The 16,216-nt window shown below is 44.4% G+C and carries 17 protein-coding genes; 13 read left to right on the top strand and 4 right to left on the bottom strand.

Annotated features, from left to right (window positions below; genetic code table 11):
- Nucleotides 1-139: 139 nt before the first annotated feature.
- The 5 genes from WKT17_RS06340 (at nt 140) to WKT17_RS06320 (ending at nt 5,690) form a co-directional block, all read left to right on the top strand.
- Entirely contained in the window at nt 140-646 is a 507-nt protein-coding gene (locus tag WKT17_RS06340; RefSeq protein WP_111920284.1) for an SEC-C metal-binding domain-containing protein, read from the top strand.
- Between the two features lie 89 nt (nt 647-735).
- The gene (locus WKT17_RS06335; RefSeq protein WP_291681402.1) at nt 736-1,491 is read left to right on the top strand and encodes a YdcF family protein; all 756 of its coding nucleotides are present in this window, start codon (nt 736-738) and stop codon (nt 1,489-1,491) included.
- Between the two features lie 394 nt (nt 1,492-1,885).
- A complete protein-coding gene (thrS, locus tag WKT17_RS06330; RefSeq protein ID WP_173747737.1) occupies nt 1,886-3,865 on the top strand; it encodes a threonine--tRNA ligase in 1,980 nt (659 codons plus the stop codon).
- 117 nt (nt 3,866-3,982) lie between these two features.
- Nucleotides 3,983-5,314 (top strand): MATE family efflux transporter, encoded by a 1,332-nt coding sequence (locus WKT17_RS06325; protein WP_173747735.1) that lies wholly within the window; start codon nt 3,983-3,985, stop codon nt 5,312-5,314.
- Between the two features lie 58 nt (nt 5,315-5,372).
- Nucleotides 5,373-5,690 carry a DUF1540 domain-containing protein gene (locus WKT17_RS06320; RefSeq protein WP_173747733.1) on the top strand — a complete coding sequence of 106 codons (318 nt, stop codon included), beginning with the start codon at nt 5,373-5,375 and terminating at the stop codon, nt 5,688-5,690.
- A gap of 109 nt (nt 5,691-5,799) precedes the next feature.
- Here the strand turns inward: WKT17_RS06320 and WKT17_RS06315 are convergent, their stop codons facing one another.
- Entirely contained in the window at nt 5,800-7,155 is a 1,356-nt protein-coding gene (locus tag WKT17_RS06315; RefSeq protein ID WP_291681399.1) for a sodium-dependent transporter, read from the bottom strand.
- Nucleotides 7,156-7,661: 506 nt separating this feature from the next.
- Between WKT17_RS06315 and infC the strand changes: the two genes are divergently transcribed.
- From infC to rplT, 3 genes are read left to right on the top strand one after another with little or no spacing between them, the layout of a single operon-like run.
- Nucleotides 7,662-8,156: a translation initiation factor IF-3 gene (gene infC, locus WKT17_RS06310; protein WP_173747729.1), complete on the top strand. Its 495-nt coding sequence runs from the start codon at nt 7,662-7,664 to the stop codon at nt 8,154-8,156.
- A gap of 30 nt (nt 8,157-8,186) precedes the next feature.
- Nucleotides 8,187-8,384: a 50S ribosomal protein L35 gene (gene rpmI, locus WKT17_RS06305; protein WP_004223312.1), complete on the top strand. Its 198-nt coding sequence runs from the start codon at nt 8,187-8,189 to the stop codon at nt 8,382-8,384.
- A gap of 42 nt (nt 8,385-8,426) precedes the next feature.
- The gene (gene rplT / locus WKT17_RS06300) at nt 8,427-8,783 is read left to right on the top strand and encodes a 50S ribosomal protein L20 (RefSeq protein ID WP_111918615.1); all 357 of its coding nucleotides are present in this window, start codon (nt 8,427-8,429) and stop codon (nt 8,781-8,783) included.
- 59 nt (nt 8,784-8,842) lie between these two features.
- On the opposite strand, the gene WKT17_RS06295 is transcribed toward rplT, so the two are convergent.
- Together WKT17_RS06295 and WKT17_RS06290 are read right to left on the bottom strand one after the other, a co-directional pair.
- Nucleotides 8,843-9,265 carry a hypothetical protein gene (locus WKT17_RS06295; RefSeq protein WP_173747727.1) on the bottom strand — a complete coding sequence of 141 codons (423 nt, stop codon included), beginning with the start codon at nt 9,263-9,265 and terminating at the stop codon, nt 8,843-8,845.
- A gap of 40 nt (nt 9,266-9,305) precedes the next feature.
- Nucleotides 9,306-9,557 (bottom strand): hypothetical protein, encoded by a 252-nt coding sequence (locus tag WKT17_RS06290; RefSeq protein ID WP_173747725.1) that lies wholly within the window; start codon nt 9,555-9,557, stop codon nt 9,306-9,308.
- 198 nt (nt 9,558-9,755) lie between these two features.
- Between WKT17_RS06290 and WKT17_RS06285 the strand changes: the two genes are divergently transcribed.
- The 5 genes from WKT17_RS06285 to WKT17_RS06265 all read left to right on the top strand — a co-directional run bounded on the left by WKT17_RS06285 (nt 9,756) and on the right by WKT17_RS06265 (nt 15,046).
- Entirely contained in the window at nt 9,756-10,910 is a 1,155-nt protein-coding gene (locus WKT17_RS06285; RefSeq protein ID WP_173747723.1) for a glycerate kinase family protein, read from the top strand.
- A 99-nt stretch (nt 10,911-11,009) separates the two neighbouring features.
- A complete protein-coding gene (rsxC, locus tag WKT17_RS06280; RefSeq protein ID WP_173747721.1) occupies nt 11,010-12,389 on the top strand; it encodes an electron transport complex subunit RsxC in 1,380 nt (459 codons plus the stop codon).
- Complete coding sequence (locus WKT17_RS06275; protein WP_291681382.1) at nt 12,386-13,333, top strand: RnfABCDGE type electron transport complex subunit D; 948 nt, start codon at nt 12,386-12,388, stop codon at nt 13,331-13,333. Before rsxC ends, WKT17_RS06275 begins: the two co-directional genes overlap by 4 nt.
- Before the next feature lie 13 nt (nt 13,334-13,346).
- Nucleotides 13,347-14,258, top strand: a complete 912-nt coding sequence (locus WKT17_RS06270) for an FMN-binding protein (RefSeq protein WP_291681380.1) — start codon at nt 13,347-13,349, stop codon at nt 14,256-14,258.
- Between the two features lie 20 nt (nt 14,259-14,278).
- Nucleotides 14,279-15,046: a hypothetical protein gene (locus WKT17_RS06265; RefSeq protein WP_291681472.1), complete on the top strand. Its 768-nt coding sequence runs from the start codon at nt 14,279-14,281 to the stop codon at nt 15,044-15,046.
- A gap of 72 nt (nt 15,047-15,118) precedes the next feature.
- Here WKT17_RS06265 and WKT17_RS06260 read toward each other — a convergent pair whose 3' ends face one another.
- Nucleotides 15,119-16,156 (bottom strand): FAD:protein FMN transferase, encoded by a 1,038-nt coding sequence (locus tag WKT17_RS06260; RefSeq protein WP_291681378.1) that lies wholly within the window; start codon nt 16,154-16,156, stop codon nt 15,119-15,121.
- Nucleotides 16,157-16,216 lie beyond the last annotated feature (60 nt).

Below are 16,216 nucleotides of genomic sequence, written 5' to 3'. Positions count from 1 at the left end.
TATACAAAGTACAGAAAAATTTTATGGGATTTTACATTATTTGATTTTACAGATTGAAAAACTCTCTGTTTTCGTATATACTATACCTGTTAAACCGAAATGGTAAATCAGGAAAATAAACAAAAGGCAGGTAAGATACATGGCATTATTACAAGATTGGAGAGATATGGCATATTCTCAGCAGGCCGACAGAGTGCAGCTTGAGAAATTCTGGACAAATTATTTCTTAATCGAAAAAGGAATCTATGAGAAACTTCTCAGCAATCCTAACGAAGTAGTAAAAGGAACTGTAAAAGAACTGGCAGAAAAATACGACGTAGAAGTTATGACGATGGTTGGTTTTCTGGATGGTATCAATGACAGTTTGAAAATCCAGAACCCTATCGAAGAAATGGATGAAAACACAGAGGTAAATCTGGGATTTGACCTGGAAACTCTGTACAAAAACATGGTAGACGCCAAAGCAGACTGGTTATACGAGCTGCCGCAGTGGAACAGCATTTTCTCCGAAGAAAAGAGAAAAGAACTGTATCTGGAGCAGAAGAAATCCGGTACTGTAGTAAAAGGACCGAAAATCGGACGTAATGACCCATGTCCATGTGGCAGCGGCAAAAAATATAAACACTGCTGTGGAAGAAATAAATAAGATTGTGAAAAGAAGGGACGAAGTTCGGGAAAAGAACACTCGTCCCTTTGTGGTATGCTGGATAGAAAGAGAAAGGAAACGGGAAGACTATGGCGGAATTTCTGCTTTTGCTTTTAGGAATCGTGTGTATTTTGTATTTCGCCGGCATTGCTCTGTATGCAGGACTTTCCTCAAAATTTCCTGTACTGTGGATTTTGCTGGGAGTGGGATTTTGGGCTGGTGGGGCGGCTCTGCATTTTCGCATACAAGTCCCTCAGATACTTTTGGAAGGAATACTTTGCAGTCTTTGTTTGCTGTTCGGTCTCTTTTTGTTTGTGGAAGCAAAGATTGTAAAAGCCATGTTTCAAAAAGAAGAAAAACAATTAGAGTGTCTTATTGTACTTGGCGCCCAGGTAAAGGGCACCCGCCCCAGTCTGTCTTTGGAATACCGGATTCGCAAAGCAGAGGAATATCTGAAACAAAATCCCGAAACAAAAGCCATTCTTTCCGGCGGCAAGGGTGAGGATGAGGGGATTTCAGAGGCAGAATGTATGTACCGGGAACTGACGAAGAGAGGTATTGATGCGGCCAGGCTGATAAAAGAAGACCAGTCCGTCAATACCCAGCAGAATATTGCCCGCTCTTACCGGATATGGAAGCAAAAATGGCAGAAGGCAGATAAAACGGGACGGGTGGGTATCGTTACCAGCAGTTTTCATCTTTACAGGGGAACCGCTATAGCCAGAAAGAAGATGGATTGTGAGATATACGGGCTTGCGGCGAAAAGCAATGGATTTTTGATGGTGAATTACCTGGTGCGGGAATTTCTGGGTGTCTTAAAGGATAAAGCGGCAGGAAATTTGTAGAAAAGGAAAAATCAAAAAGAAAAAACACAGAAAAAGAGGTTGACAAAGCAAGAGAGACGGTTATAATATGAAAACATAAAAGAAATATTCAATACGTTGACGAGACGAGTAAAATGCGGAAGGACACAGAGAGGAGCGCGCAGGCTGAGAGCGTTCTGTTACGGAACCATTTGAAAACTACCTCTGAGTGACCCCAATCCGGTCCGGTGATTCCGTTATCATCAAATGAAGTGGTTACCAAAGCAAATGCTTTTAACAAGAAGGGTGGAACCGCGGGCAAAAATTACGCCCGTCCCTTGCAGTCACACAGGGCTGCAGGGGACGGGATTTTTTTGTTTAACAAAGCCTTCGGGTATGACCACTCCTGCAGGAATCAGGAAAGGAGAAGACGATTATGATTATCACATTGAAAGACGGCTCACAGAAAGAGTACGCAGAAAGCAAATCCGTATACGAAATCGCACTGGACATCAGTGAAGGACTGGCACGGGCAGCCTGTGCAGGAGAAGTAGACGGAGAAGTTGTAGACTTAAGAACAGTAGTGGAAAAGGATTGTGAAGTCAGTATTCTTACAGCAAATGATGAAAAGGGACTGGCAGCCCTTCGCCATACGGCGTCCCATGTTCTTGCAGAAGCGGTAAAAAATTTATATCCGGAAGCAAAGCTGGCTATCGGACCTTCTATTGACACCGGATTTTACTATGATTTTGACCATGAATCTTTCAGTCGCGAGGAACTGGACGCACTGGAAAAAGAGATGAAGAAAATCATCAAAAAGGGTGCAAAAATTGAACGTTACACACTTCCCCGTGAAGAAGCCATTAAATTTATGGAAGAAAAGGGTGAACCGTATAAAGTAGAACTGATAAAAGACCTGCCGGAAGGGGAAGAGATTTCCTTTTATTCCCAGGGAGACTTCGTAGATTTATGCGCAGGTCCTCACTTAATGAATACCAAGGGAGTAAAGGCATTTAAACTGACCTCATCTTCCGGTGCATACTGGAGAGGCGACGAGAAGAACAAAATGCTTTCCCGTATTTACGGAACTGCTTTCAGCAAAAAAGATGAATTAAATGAGTACCTGGCTCAAATGGAAGAGGCAAAAAAACGCGACCACAACAAGCTGGGAAGAGAGATGGAACTGTTTACAACCGTAGATGTTATCGGACAGGGTCTGCCTCTGCTTATGCCAAAAGGCGTGATTATTTTAAAAGAACTCCAGAGATGGATTGAAGACCTGGAGGATAACGAATGGGGCTATGTCCGTACCAAAACGCCGCTTATGGCAAAAAGTGATTTGTATAAGATTTCCGGACATTGGGATCATTATAAGGAAGGCATGTTTGTACTGGGAGATGAAGAAAAGGACAAAGAAGTGTATGCGCTGCGTCCTATGACCTGCCCATTCCAGTATTATGTATATAAGGCAACACAACATTCTTACAGAGACCTGCCAATCCGCTATGGCGAGACCTCTACTCTGTTTAGAAATGAGGATTCCGGTGAAATGCACGGTCTGACTCGTGTGCGCCAGTTTACCATTTCCGAGGGACATCTGATTATGCGTCCTGACCAGATGGTGGAAGAATTCAAAGGCTGTATGGCGTTGGCAAAACACTGTCTGGAAACTCTGGGGGTAGAGGAGGATGTAACCTATCATCTTTCCAAATGGGACCCGGATAATAAGGAAAAATACATTGGAGAACCGGAAGTCTGGGAAGAAACACAGGAACACATCCGTCAGATTCTGACAGAACTGAACATTCCATTTGTGGAAGATGTGGGAGAGGCCGCTTTCTATGGTCCAAAGGTAGATATTAATGCTAAGAATGTGTACGGAAAAGAAGATACCATGATAACGATTCAGTGGGATGCGCTTCTGGCTGAGCAGTTTGATATGTATTATATTGACGAAAACGGGGAAAAGAAACGTCCCGGCATTATTCACAGAACCGCTATGGGCTGCTACGAGAGAACGCTGGCATGGCTCATTGAAAAATATGCCGGTCTGTTCCCTACCTGGTTGTGTCCGGAGCAGGTTCGCGTACTGCCGATTTCTGAAAAATATGGTGAATATGCAGAAAAAGTACAGGCACAGCTGAAGAAAAATGGAATCCGCAGCAGCGTGGACAACCGTTCCGAAAAAATCGGTTATAAAATCAGAGAAGCCCGTCTGCAGAAAATTCCTTATATGTTAGTAGTGGGTGCAAAGGAAGAGGAAGAACAGGTGGTGTCAGTAAGAAGCCGTTACCTTGGTGATGAAGGACAGAAGTCTTTAGATGCGTTTATGGACGCTGTCTGCAGGGAAATCCGTACAAAGGAAATCCGTAAAATCCAGGTGGACGCAGAAGGAAAAAGAATTGAGAATTCATAAAGCAGCAGGAAACATACAGATGTAAGGGGGAACCGGTGCTGCCGCAGAAGGGTATGGAATGTGGATATGCCTGTTATGCGGTGGTTCCGGTTCCTTTGGAGAAAAGGCGGAAACAGTATGAAAGATATGACAAAAGGAAAGATAGCTCCACAGATAGCAGGTTTTGCGGTACCGCTGGTGCTGGGAAATCTTTTTCAGCTTTGTTACAATGCGGCAGACAGTATCATTGTAGGCAAATTTGTGGGAACCGAGGCGCTGGCAGCAGTAGGCAGCAGCAATCCCCTGATGACCTTTGCGATTCTATTTATCAACGGTATGTGTATGGGCGCCTCCATTCTTATGGGAATGCAGTTCGGAGCAGGGAGAATGGAGCGTTTGCGAAAGCAAATCAGCACCACTATGATAGGAGGCTGTGTATTTTCTCTGGTACTTTCCATGTTGTGTATTGCAGGGGCTCCCTGGCTTTTACGGCTGATACAGGTACAGGAAGAATTGATTCCGCTGGCGTCCCAGTATCTTCGGATTGTGTTTGCAGGTCTGGTTTTTACCTTTATTTATAACTTTTATGCCAATACACTGCGGGCTCTGGGAGACAGCACGACGCCGGTTTACTTTCTGGTGATTGCCTCTGTGCTGAATGTTTTTGGAGATTTGTTCTTTGTGCTGGTCTTTCATATGGGCAGCGCAGGCTGTGCTCTGGCAACCGTTATCAGCCAGGCCTGCTGCAGTCTGTTCTGCGGGCTGTATATCAGGAAGAAAGTAAAGATTTTGTGTCTGGGGAAGGACTGGCTGTTTTTTGATAAGAGTCAGTTTGCAGAAACCATCCGGTACGGCTGGGCCAGCGCCATGCAGCAGGCGTCAGTACAGCTTGGGAAAATTGGCATACAGGTCATTGTCAACACCATGGGAGTTTCTGTGGTTGCAGCCTTTGCCGCAGTGAATCGAATTGATGATTTCGCTATTGTACCACAGCAGAGCATTGCTTCGGCCATGACTTCTTTTATGGCACAGAATTACGGGGCAGGAGAAAAGAAGCGTATCTGGAAAGGCTTTCGTTGGGGCATGGTAATGGAAGTTCTCTATGGTCTTTTAATTGGCGTAGCCTGCATTTTTGGAGCAGATTTTTTCATGAAGCTTTTTGTCAATGACCAGGAGGTTATACAGCTTGGACGTTCTTACCTTCATTTGATTGCCTTTATTTACATTTTGCCTGCGGTAACCAATGGAGTACAGGGATATTTCCGGGGAATCGGAGACTTGAAGGTTACTTTGTGGAGCAGTATCATGAACATGGGATTTCGGGTGTTGTCTGCTTTGCCGCTGGTTTACAGCCTGCATATGGGAATTCGTGCACTTCCGGTGGCATACCTTTTGGGATGGATAGCCATGCTGTTGTTTGAACTGCCCCTGCTTTTGAAAAAAATCAGGGAAAATCGAAAAACAGAATAAAAATAACAAAACGGAAAATACTATCTCTGAAAAGAAAATTTATTCAGGAGGTAGCAGCATGCCATTATTAAACTGTACAGCCAGAAACTGTATGTATAATAAAGATGAATATTGTTCCAAAGGAGATATTCTGGTTGAGGGAACTACGGCGGAAACAGCAGATGAAACCTGCTGCAGAAGTTTTGTGGAAAAGAAGGATGGGACTGTGAACCGGGCAGAAACAGGTTGTGCCTGCAAAACGATTGAAGTGGACTGTAAGGCCTGTGACTGTTCCTTTAACACGCAGGAAAAATGCAGTGCGGACAAAATCACCATTGCCGGTGCTTCGGCCTGCAGATGTGATGATACCAAATGCGGCAGCTTCACAGCAAAATAAAAATTTTTACGGTATATAAGACAGCAGAATAAAAAAAGAACGGCTGCATGAAACAGCAATCAGAACGAAAAAGGTTCGCTGTGTGTTTCATGTGACCGTTCTTTTTACATCAGACTTTAATCCAGCCCATCGCCTCGGAAACTGCGAAAATCAGAATCAGCACCAGGCAGATAGGGGCAATCCATTTGAGCATAATACGGTAAAATTTCTTTACCTTGAAAGGACCGTTTATTTCTACTTCATCCTCCACAGTCTTAGAACCAATAAAATGTCCGATGCAGACACAGGTGAGAATCGCTACAATGGGCATCAGAACACTGTTGCTGAGGAAATCAAAGAAATCCAGAAGTCCCAGTCCGATAATCTTGATGAAACTCAAAGGTCCGAAGCCCAGGGAAACGATGGACCCCAGAATCAGGACGTAAAGGGTTATTATAAGGGTGGATTTTTTTCTGCTCCAGCCAAACTTATCTCTTACAATGGATACGTTGGTTTCCATAAGAGAAATCGAGGAGGTCAGTGCAGCAAACAGTACCAACAGGAAGAAAGCCGCGCCGATAACTCCGCCAAAGGACATGCTTTCAAATACCTTAGGCAGTGTGACAAACATCAGAGATGGTCCTTTGCCAAGGGCTGCCTCGTCTCCGCCGGAAAAGACAAAGACGGAAGGAATAATCATCAGACCTGCCAGGAAAGCAACGACGGTGTCAAAAATCTCAATCTGGCGTACCGACTGTTCCAGGCTGCTGTCTTTCTTCATATAAGAACCATAGGTAATCATAATGCCCATGGCCAGTGACATGGAATAGAATAACTGTCCCATGGCAGCCAGTACTGTGGTGGCTGAAAATCTGGAAAAATCAGGAAGCAGATAATATTTTACGCCTGCCCCTGCGCCGGGTCTGGTAATACAGAAAATAGAAACGCCTATAATCAGTACAATTAACAAGGGCATCATAATGCGGCTTGCTTTTTCGATTCCTTTTTCCACACCGAAAATAACCACAACGGCAGTGAGCAGAATATACAGGGCAAACCAGAATACCGGCGCTGTGGCCTGTGAAATGAAGCCGTTGAAATATTCGTCTCCGGCTGCTGCGGAACCCTGACCTGTGAGAAAAGCTGCAAAATATTTTACTACCCAGCCGCCGATAACACAGTAGTAAGGGGTAATAATAAAAGGTACCACACAAGCGAGATAACCTACAAAGTTAAAGCGTTTATCCAGCGCTTTGAAAGCACCGATGGCGCTGAGACCTGTCTTGCGTCCAATAGCAATTTCGGTAATCATGAGGGTAAATCCCAAAGTGACTGCCAGTATCAGATACACCAGCAGAAAAATTCCCCCGCCGTATTTCGCTGCCAGATAGGGAAAACGCCAGAGGTTTCCAAGTCCCACGGCAGAGCCTGCTGCTGCAAGAACAAAGCCCATTTTGTTAGAAAAACTTCCTCTTTTTTTGTCCATAAACCTCTCCTTTTTCACTAAGATATTTTTGTTTTTTTGATTTTTTGGAATAAAGCGTCGCAGTCTGTATCACTTCAACGTAATACAACGCCTGCGGTATATGACACTCATTATGCCATTGAACAGGCAAAAAAACAAGAATTTTCTGCGAAAAAAGTAAAAAAAATATAAAATGTATAAAAAAGAAAAAAACTATTGCATTTCAGAACGCTCTATGTTATACTATATAAGTCTGAAGAAGAAAAAGAAAGCAGAGTATCCACTCTCACCCTAGCACGAGTAAGTGACTACGGTTTATATGAAGATAATGAGGCGCACAGCGTTTTCTTATGCGGATAATCAGTGGGTAGTATGCAGATGTTGCAGATTAGTCACTTTTTTTATATCTTTCTGTAATGGCAGGAAGGCGCAGGAAACTGCTCTGTAGATTCTTATTCTTTCTTTAAAACAAGTTCAAAACATGTGGTTTATCAATATTATGGAGGTGCACTACTATTAGCGATTTAATGATTAACGAACAAATCAGAGACAGAGAGGTACGTCTCATCGGCGCAGACGGAGAACAGCTGGGCATTATGTCCGCAAGAGATGCGCAGAAACATGCCATGGAAGCGGGCTTGGACCTTGTAAAAATTGCTCCTACAGCAAAGCCGCCGGTTTGTAAAATTATCGATTATGGCAAGTATAAGTACGAATTAGCGAGAAAAGAAAAAGAAGCTAAGAAGAAACAGAAAACCATAGAAATCAAAGAAGTGCGTTTATCCCCTAATATTGAGGAAAACGATTTGAACACGAAAGTCAATAATGCCAGAAAATTCCTGACCAAGGGAAATAAGGTAAAAGTTACTCTGCGTTTCCGGGGGAGAGAAATGGCACATATGCAAAGCAGCAAACACATCTTGGAAGAGTTTGCGCAGGTTCTGTCTGACATTGCCGTTGTGGAAAAAGCACCAAAGGTAGAAGGCAGAAGCATGACTATGTTTTTGACAGAAAAACGTTAATAAGAAAAAGAGTTTAAGGAGGACATAAACATGCCAAAAATGAAAACAACGAAAGCAGCCGCAAAGCGCTTCAAATCAACAGGTACAGGAAAATTAAAAAGAAATAAAGCTTATAAGAGCCATATCTTAACAAAGAAATCTCAGAAGAGAAAAAGAAATCTCAGAAAAGCAGCTATCACAGATGCAACTAATGTAAAGAACATGAAGAAAATCTTACCTTACATCTAATCGTTTGTGTGTAAGTATGTTTAATATAGGAGGAAATTAAGAATGGCAAGAATTAAAGGCGGATTAAACGCTAAGAAAAAACACAATAGAGTATTAAAACTGGCTAAAGGTTACAGAGGAGCCCGTTCCAAACAGTACAGAGTAGCAAAACAGTCTGTTATGAGAGCTTTAACAAGTTCTTACGCAGGCAGAAAACAGAGAAAACGTCAGTTCAGACAGTTATGGATTGCTCGTATCAACGCTGCTGCAAGAATGAACGGATTATCCTACAGCAAATTTATGTACGGATTAAAATTAGCGAATGTTGACCTGAACAGAAAAGTATTAGCTGATATGGCTATCAACGATGCTCAGGGATTTGCTTCTTTAGCAGAACTTGCTAAATCCAAATTAGCTTAATGAAATTTTTACCCCCGTAAATGGCTTGTTTACGGGGGTTTTTCTGTTACAGGGAAGAGTCAAGAGGAACTTATAGATTTTAATATTAAGCGATTGTCCGTTAAATAATTTTGGGAATATAAAAAGTAGGATTCCTTATTTTTTATGGATACATCATAGAGTAAAATTCCTTGTTTTTCCTGCAAATCTATAGGGACTGCGGAAGCAGAAGGAGTAAATTCACGGTCCAGTTTTATTTTATACACAGAAGCACTGGCATAGCTTTTACCGGGATTCTGACTGTCGCTGCTGTAATATAAGGTATAACTGGATTTATCAGGCAGACAGGCTGCTGGTTCGTGGTCGGCATCAGCAGGCAGAATCTCTTTTTCCCCAGACCAGGTGAAACCGCCATCCGCAGATGAAATCACATTTAAGGAAGACGGACCTTTATCGTACATTTCTTTTTCAAACACATAGTATAAAATGCCATTTTCATACAAAATGTCCCCGTCCTCTAAATTGTTTTGACAGGTAAGAGTGTCAGAATGATATTCCCAGTTTTTTAAATCTTTTGAAGTATAAGTATGTACCGTGTAAGTTCCATTTGCTGCATTGGAATCGGCGTTTCTGGATAATGGTAGGGTCAATCATAAGGTTTTCACTGGTAAAGAGGGTCTGGTATTCCGACAGATTTCCGTCTTTATCCAGAGAAAAGGAACAGATTTCTTTGTTAAAGTTTCCGGCAATTATGAAATTGGAGTTTTCCAGAGGATAGAGCCAGTTGACTTTCACATCTGGATATTCCTGAAGCAACTGGCCATTTTGGTCAAAAATAACTAGGTGAAAGAAAATAGAACAGAAAGCAAAATAGGGGTAAAAAATAGACCTTTGTTTTTCATAGTTGATTCCCCTGTTAAAATAGTAATATGATAGAACAAAAGTATTATTACACCTTTAAAAGAGAAAAACAAGTAGAAAGGAAAACACATCATGAAATTTGTATTTGCACCCGATTCCTTTAAGGGAACTTTGTCATCAGAACAGCAGATTGGTATTTTAAAACAAAAGGCACAAGAAATTTTTCCGGAAGCAGAAACCGTAGGAGTTCCCATAGCAGACGGAGGAGAAGGCACTATGAGGGCAATATGGAATACGGCAGGAGGAAAACTGAAAAAATGCCGGGTAACAGGGCCGTTAGGGGCAGCTGTAGAGGCGGAATATCTGATTTTGGACGAAGACAGGGTCTTCATTGAAATGGCGCAGGCCTCAGGCATTACCCTGATTCCCTATAAATCCGGAAATGCAGGAAAGACGACTTCCTATGGTACGGGGGAGCTTATCCGCAATGCTCTGGAAGCGGGATACCGGAAAATCACGGTTTCCATTGGCGGAAGTGCGACAAATGACGGTGGAGCAGGTATGCTGGCTGCTCTGGGAGTAGAGTTTTACAGCAAAGACGGAGAAAGGTTTATACCCGTTGGAGAGACGCTGGGAAACATAGAAAAAATAGATTGCAGCGGTATCCTGTCTGAAATGCGAAATGCTTCCTTTTGTGTCATGTGTGACGTGACGAACCCTCTTTTGGGAATCCAGGGTGCAACCTATGTTTTTGGGCCGCAGAAAGGCGCGTCAGACAGGGATTTGGAGATTTTGGAAAGAGGAATGGTACACTATGCTGAAAAAATAGAAGTGCTTTGCGGCCGTAAAGTTTCTGAAATTCCGGGTGCCGGTGCAGCAGGAGGTATGGGTGCTGCCCTTCTGGCTTTCTGCAATGCCAGACTGCAGTCAGGAATTCAGACGGTATTGGAGATGGTGGATTTTGAAACTATGATTGGGGATGCGGATTTGATTATTACCGGAGAGGGCAGAATTGACGGCCAGTCTGTCTGCGGAAAGGTGCTGGATGGAATAGGAACCTGTGGGAAGAAAAAGGGAATCCCGGTGCTTGCACTTGCGGGAGCCATGGGAGAAGGTGCAAAGGCAGTTTATGATTGTGGAATTGACAGTATTATGACAACGCAAAACAGTCCTATGTGTCTTGAAGAAGCTTTGAAACAGGCAGAAATGCTGTATGCAGATGCCGCAGAACGTCTGTTTCGCATTTTAAGAGCAGGAATTACCATAAATAAGAAGAATATACAATAAATGGATAAAAAATAATCTTGCCAAAATCTCTCCGATATGTCATCTTAGGATGGCATGTCAATTATTTAACAAATGAAAGTGACTGGAGGAAGACAGAACATGTGGAAAAAGAAGAAAAGCGGATTCCCCGGAGGAATCCACCCCACAGACGGTTATGACAAAGCCATGACCATGAATCTGCCTGTCCGTGAATACTGGCCTGAGACAGTAACCATTCTGACAGAACAGTCCTTTGGAGGCAAATGCTCTCTGCTGGTAAAGCCAGGGGATAAAGTTCTCAAAGGAAGTCAGATTGGAAAGCCGGAGGCATTTATGGCAGCACCTCTTCACGCAAGCGTCAGCGGAGAGGTATTGGACGTGAAAGAAGTGCGTCAGCAAAACCGCATGGTTTTGAGCTGCATAATAAAAAATGAAGGAGAAAAGGGGAGAGAGGCTCAAAAGTATGAGACAGAAATGGTGAGCCTGGAATCCTATTCCCAAGAGATGATTTTGGCAGGAATTCGGGATGGCGGTCTTACCGGTATGGGAGGCGCGGGATTTCCAACTCATAAAAAATATGAAACGGATAAATCCATTGACAGTCTTTTGATAAACGGTGCAGAGTGCGAACCTTTTCTGACCTGTGATTACCGATTGATGTTGGAGCAGGGATATGGAATTTTAAATGGTATCTGTCTGCTTTTAAAGGCTTCAGGAGCCAGGAAGGCGTATCTTTGCATTGAAGATAATAAGCCGGAGGCCATCCGCAGTCTTCGCAGAATTTTAGAAGCTGCAAAACAGAGCGGAAAGATAGAGGAAACCCAAAAACTGGAAATCAGAGAACTTCCGGCAAAATATCCCCAGGGTGGTGAGCGTCAGCTCATACAGGCGGTCCTGGGACGAGAAGTACCCCAGGGCGGACTGCCGGCAGATGTGGGCGTGATTGTTTCCAATGTGGGAACAGCGAAGGCCGCTGCCGATATGATACTGGGAGGGATGCCGCTGATTCAGAGAATTGTCACCGTTACCGGATGTGTGAAAGAGCCGGGAAACTATTTGGTGCCTGTAGGTACTTCTGCAAAAGAACTGCTGACTCTTTGCGGCGGTGTGACCGCAGAGAAAAACAGAATCATTGCCGGAGGCCCTATGACAGGACCCTGCGTGGCATCGGACTGGACGGAAGAAGAGGAACTTTTTTATGTGACAAAGAATACCTCCGGTATTCTGGTGCTGCCGGACAGCCGGCAGGAGGAATCGCCCTGTATGCGCTGTGGCGGTTGTGAAAACGTGTGTCCGGCGGGTCTGACTCCCTATGCCATTGATTTTGCCTTCCGTGAAGAGGACTATGACTTGTGTGAAAGTCTGTATGCCAGTGAGTGTATTGCCTGCGGCTGCTGTTCTTATACCTGCCCGGCAAAAAGGGAACTTTCTGTCAGTACCAGAATGGCAAGAGATATGGTGAAACAGAGAATGAGAGAAAGGGCGGTGCAGAAAGCATGAGTGAAGCAAGAGTGATAAACGGACCTCACATCCGGACACAGAGAACCACCAGAGCAGTCATGATGGATGTAGCCATTTCTTTGGTACCTGTGCTTTTAGGAGCAATTTACTATTTCGGAATCCGCGCGCTGTATCTGGCGGGGCTTTCCGTGGCGGTCTGTGTATTGACCGAGTATATCTGGCAGAAACTGGCGAAAAAACCAGTGACAGCGGGAGATTTCAGTGCTGTGGTAACGGGACTTTTGCTGGTATTTAATATGCCTGTAACCGTACCGCTATGGGTGTTGGTTGCAGCAGATGTTTTCAGTATTCTGCTGGTGAAGCAGATGTTTGGCGGACTGGGGAATAACTTCGTAAATCCGGCGCTTATGGGAAGACTGCTGGTTATGGTGGCATGGCCCCAGGCAGTCATGCAGTATGTGGTGCCCAAAACCGTTTCTGTGGACGCAGTTTCCGCGGCAACCATACTGGGCAGTGTAAAAGGGGGAAATACCCCGGAATACAGTTATTTACAGATGTTTCTGGGAGAAATGCCAGGCGCTATGGGCGAAACCAGCAAGCTGCTGCTTCTGGTGGGCTTCGGCTATCTGTGCTATAAGGGCGTGGTGAATGCAGAAGCGGCCTTTACTTATATTGCTACCGTAACGGTACTGACTTTTATATTTGGACCGGAAGGTCTTTTTACAGGAGATATTTTGCTGAATCTCTTTGGCGGCGGGCTGATTATGGGCGGCTGCTATATGCTGACAGATTATGTATTTGTATCCAGAAGGGGAAAACTGCTTTATGCAGCCACAGCCGGTGTGATTACGGCTTTCATACGAATTTTCAGTGTGTACCCGGAAGGTATCTGTTTCGGTATTTTAACAGCAAACTGTATGGCGGGAATGTTGTCCCTGCTCTATAAAAAACATGTATACGGCATCAGGAAAATTAAGGCTTAACGGAGGAAAAGAGATGAAAAATAAAAATGTAAGAGGAATTCTGGCACTGGCAGTTGTGACCGCCCTTTCTTTTGGTGTGATTCTGGGCTCCAAGGCTCTGGCACAGGACACCGAAGGCGAGAGCGCAGAAGCAAAAGTTACGGAAGAACTGGATACCAAGGGTGCAGAAGGCATTGAAAGCGCCTCTAAAACAGAAGACGGCTATCTGGTATCTGTAAAGACAAAGGGATACGGCGGAGATATTTTCCTAAACGTTTCCTTTGATAAAGCAGGAAAGAAAATTACAAAGGTGGAAGTGACCGAGCAAAAAGAAACAGAGGGTCTGGGTGCCAAAATTGCCGAATCAGAATTTCTGTCACAGTTTGAAGGTGCAGAAGCCCCGGTATATCTCCCTGGCATGAGTCTGGAGGAAAAAGAGGAGATTTCTCTGGAAGATAGGACATTGGCCGATGGAGATTATGAGGCAAAAGCAGATGGCCCGGATAATAACGGATTTACAGACCAGGTAACCATGACGGTAAAAGACGGAAAAATCACAGCTGTAAACTGGGAATCTGTAGGAGCGGATGGCAGTAAGAAGAGTGTGCTTTCCGAAAACGGCGAATATGTGATGACAGAGGACGGCTTTACCTGGAAAGAACAGGCAGAAGCGCTGTCTGCAGCCCTTATTGAAAAGCAGTCCCTTAGCTTTTTAAATGTGAATGAGCAGGGAAAGACAGACGCAGTATCTGGTGTCAGCATTGCAGTAGGCGGCTTTGTAAACCTGGCAGAGCAGTGCTTGAATCAGGCAGCAGGCGAAGAAACTGAGACACAGGAACCACAGAACGGCACACAGGTAGATGCAGTAGCAGGAGCAACCATTTCCTCTACTGCAGCAGTGGAAGGTATCAATGCTGCTTATGAGTTTCTGCAGTCAGTAAAATAGAAAGTGGAGGACAGGATTTGATGAAAATAAAATATCCGGCGGAAGCCTTTGCCCTGGGTATGGTACTGTTTTCTGCCGGCATGAAGGAAGCGTTTGCGGCGGGTATTCTGGTGATTCTGGCAGTTGTGTTTGCAGAAGTGCTGAAAAACCTGCTGGAATCCCGGATTCCCCGCTGGAGCCTCATGGGCTGCGTGTGCGTGGGGACAGCAGCGATTAGCTCCAGCGCCTTTTTGCTGGGCTTTTCAGCTCTTGGTCTGGAAATGGAATGGGGAACCTGGCTTATGACCCTGATTCTGGGACTGTTTGCGGCAAAGCATGTAATCTCAGAGAATATAGATGCAGAGTATGGAGAACTGCTGTGGGAATCTGCAGTCTGCTGGGGATTCTGGATACTGTTTGCCATTGGCAGAGAATTTTTCGGGACAGGCGAAATCTTTGGCAATTTGATTATGAAAGCAGAATTTCAGTCTGGTATTTTCCAGGACGTTATTTTCGGATTCCTCACAGCGGGAATTTCCCTGGCTTGCGCGAACAGTGTGCTGAAGAAGAACCACACAGATACGAGAACCCTTTGGCTGGTCATTCCGCTGGCTCTCTTTATGCGTCCCTTTGACATGGAGAGTTTTGGACAGGTGGCAGGTCTTATCTGGACGGCAGCCGTACCCGTGGTGTTGTTCTGGTCTGTACAGAAAACACTGAAATTTGCCAATACAGGGAAAGCCTTCCGGGGCCTTCCGGTGGAAATGCTTTCCATGGGATTTATTTATATGATACTTAGTATTTATTGAGAAAAGAAAGAAGTGCTGCAGGCCGGAAAATCACCTGTGCACTTCTTTCTTTTGAGTTATGCTGTTATTTTTCTATTTTACATCGGCCATAGAAATTTCTTCTTCAAATCCGTCGCTGTAATGCAATTCATAATCATCTGTGATAAACACGGCTTGTACATCCGGCAGGCTGTTGATGAGTTCCATGCCTTTGTCCAGTCCCAGTGCAAAGCAGGAGGTGCTCAGTCCGTCCCCATCCACGGATTTATCGGAAATAATGGTGACGGACACCAGATGGTTGTCATAGGGATACCCCGTAGCAGGATTTAAAATATGGTGGTAAATTTTCCCGTCCTTTTCAAAATATCGTTCATAAATTCCGGAGGATACCACAGATTTATCTGAAATATTCATAACTGCAATGGTTTCGCTGCGGTCTGAAAAGGGCTTCTGGATACCGATTTTAAATGGGGTGCCCTCTGGCTTTTCTCCTACACAGAGAACGTTGCCGCCCAGGTTGATGGTGGCGCTTTTTACGCCCTGTTCCAGAAGATAATCTTTGATGCGGTCTGCAATATAGCCCTTGGCAATGGCGCCCAAATCCAGTCCCATGCCTTCTTTGGCAAAGGTCAGCAGATTTCCGTCAAGCTGCACATCTTTGTAATTGACCAGAGGCAGGGCCTTTGAGATGTCTTCCTGAGAAGGGATGTCCTTTTTTCCGGAAGTAAAATCCCAGAGAGAGGATACGGGTTCTATGGCAATGTCAAAAGCTCCGTCAGAAACTTTTCCGTATTCCAGTCCTTTCTGAATCAGTTTTGCAGTTTCCTCGCTTAATACAAAGGCATTTCCCTCTTTTGGCAGAGTACCGTGGTTCAGCTGATACAATTCGCTGGATTCCATCGTGCGGCTGAACAGCTTTTCGTATTTGTCGCACAGAGCTACGGCTTCATCTGCCAGTTTCTGATTTTTGGAATCGTAAATGGTTACTGTGACAATGGTATTCAGTTTAAAGGCCGTTGCGGATATTGATTCTGCCTGCTTTTCTTTTTTCTGGTAGAAGACGGCAAAGGCTATAAGCACCGCCAGTCCCAGCAGACAGCAGACAACAGTCATAGTTTTTCGATTTGTCATAAACGCTCCTTACTTTTTTTGTCAAGATTCAAAAATATTGTAATGGGAGGGAAAGATTCT

Origin of the sequence: Blautia sp. HCN-20427, assembly GCF_037890365.1 — a bacterium.
Lineage (GTDB): Bacteria > Bacillota > Clostridia > Lachnospirales > Lachnospiraceae > Blautia.
Note: the sequence above shows the minus strand (reverse complement) of the source record. Positions and strands in the feature narration are given on the sequence as shown.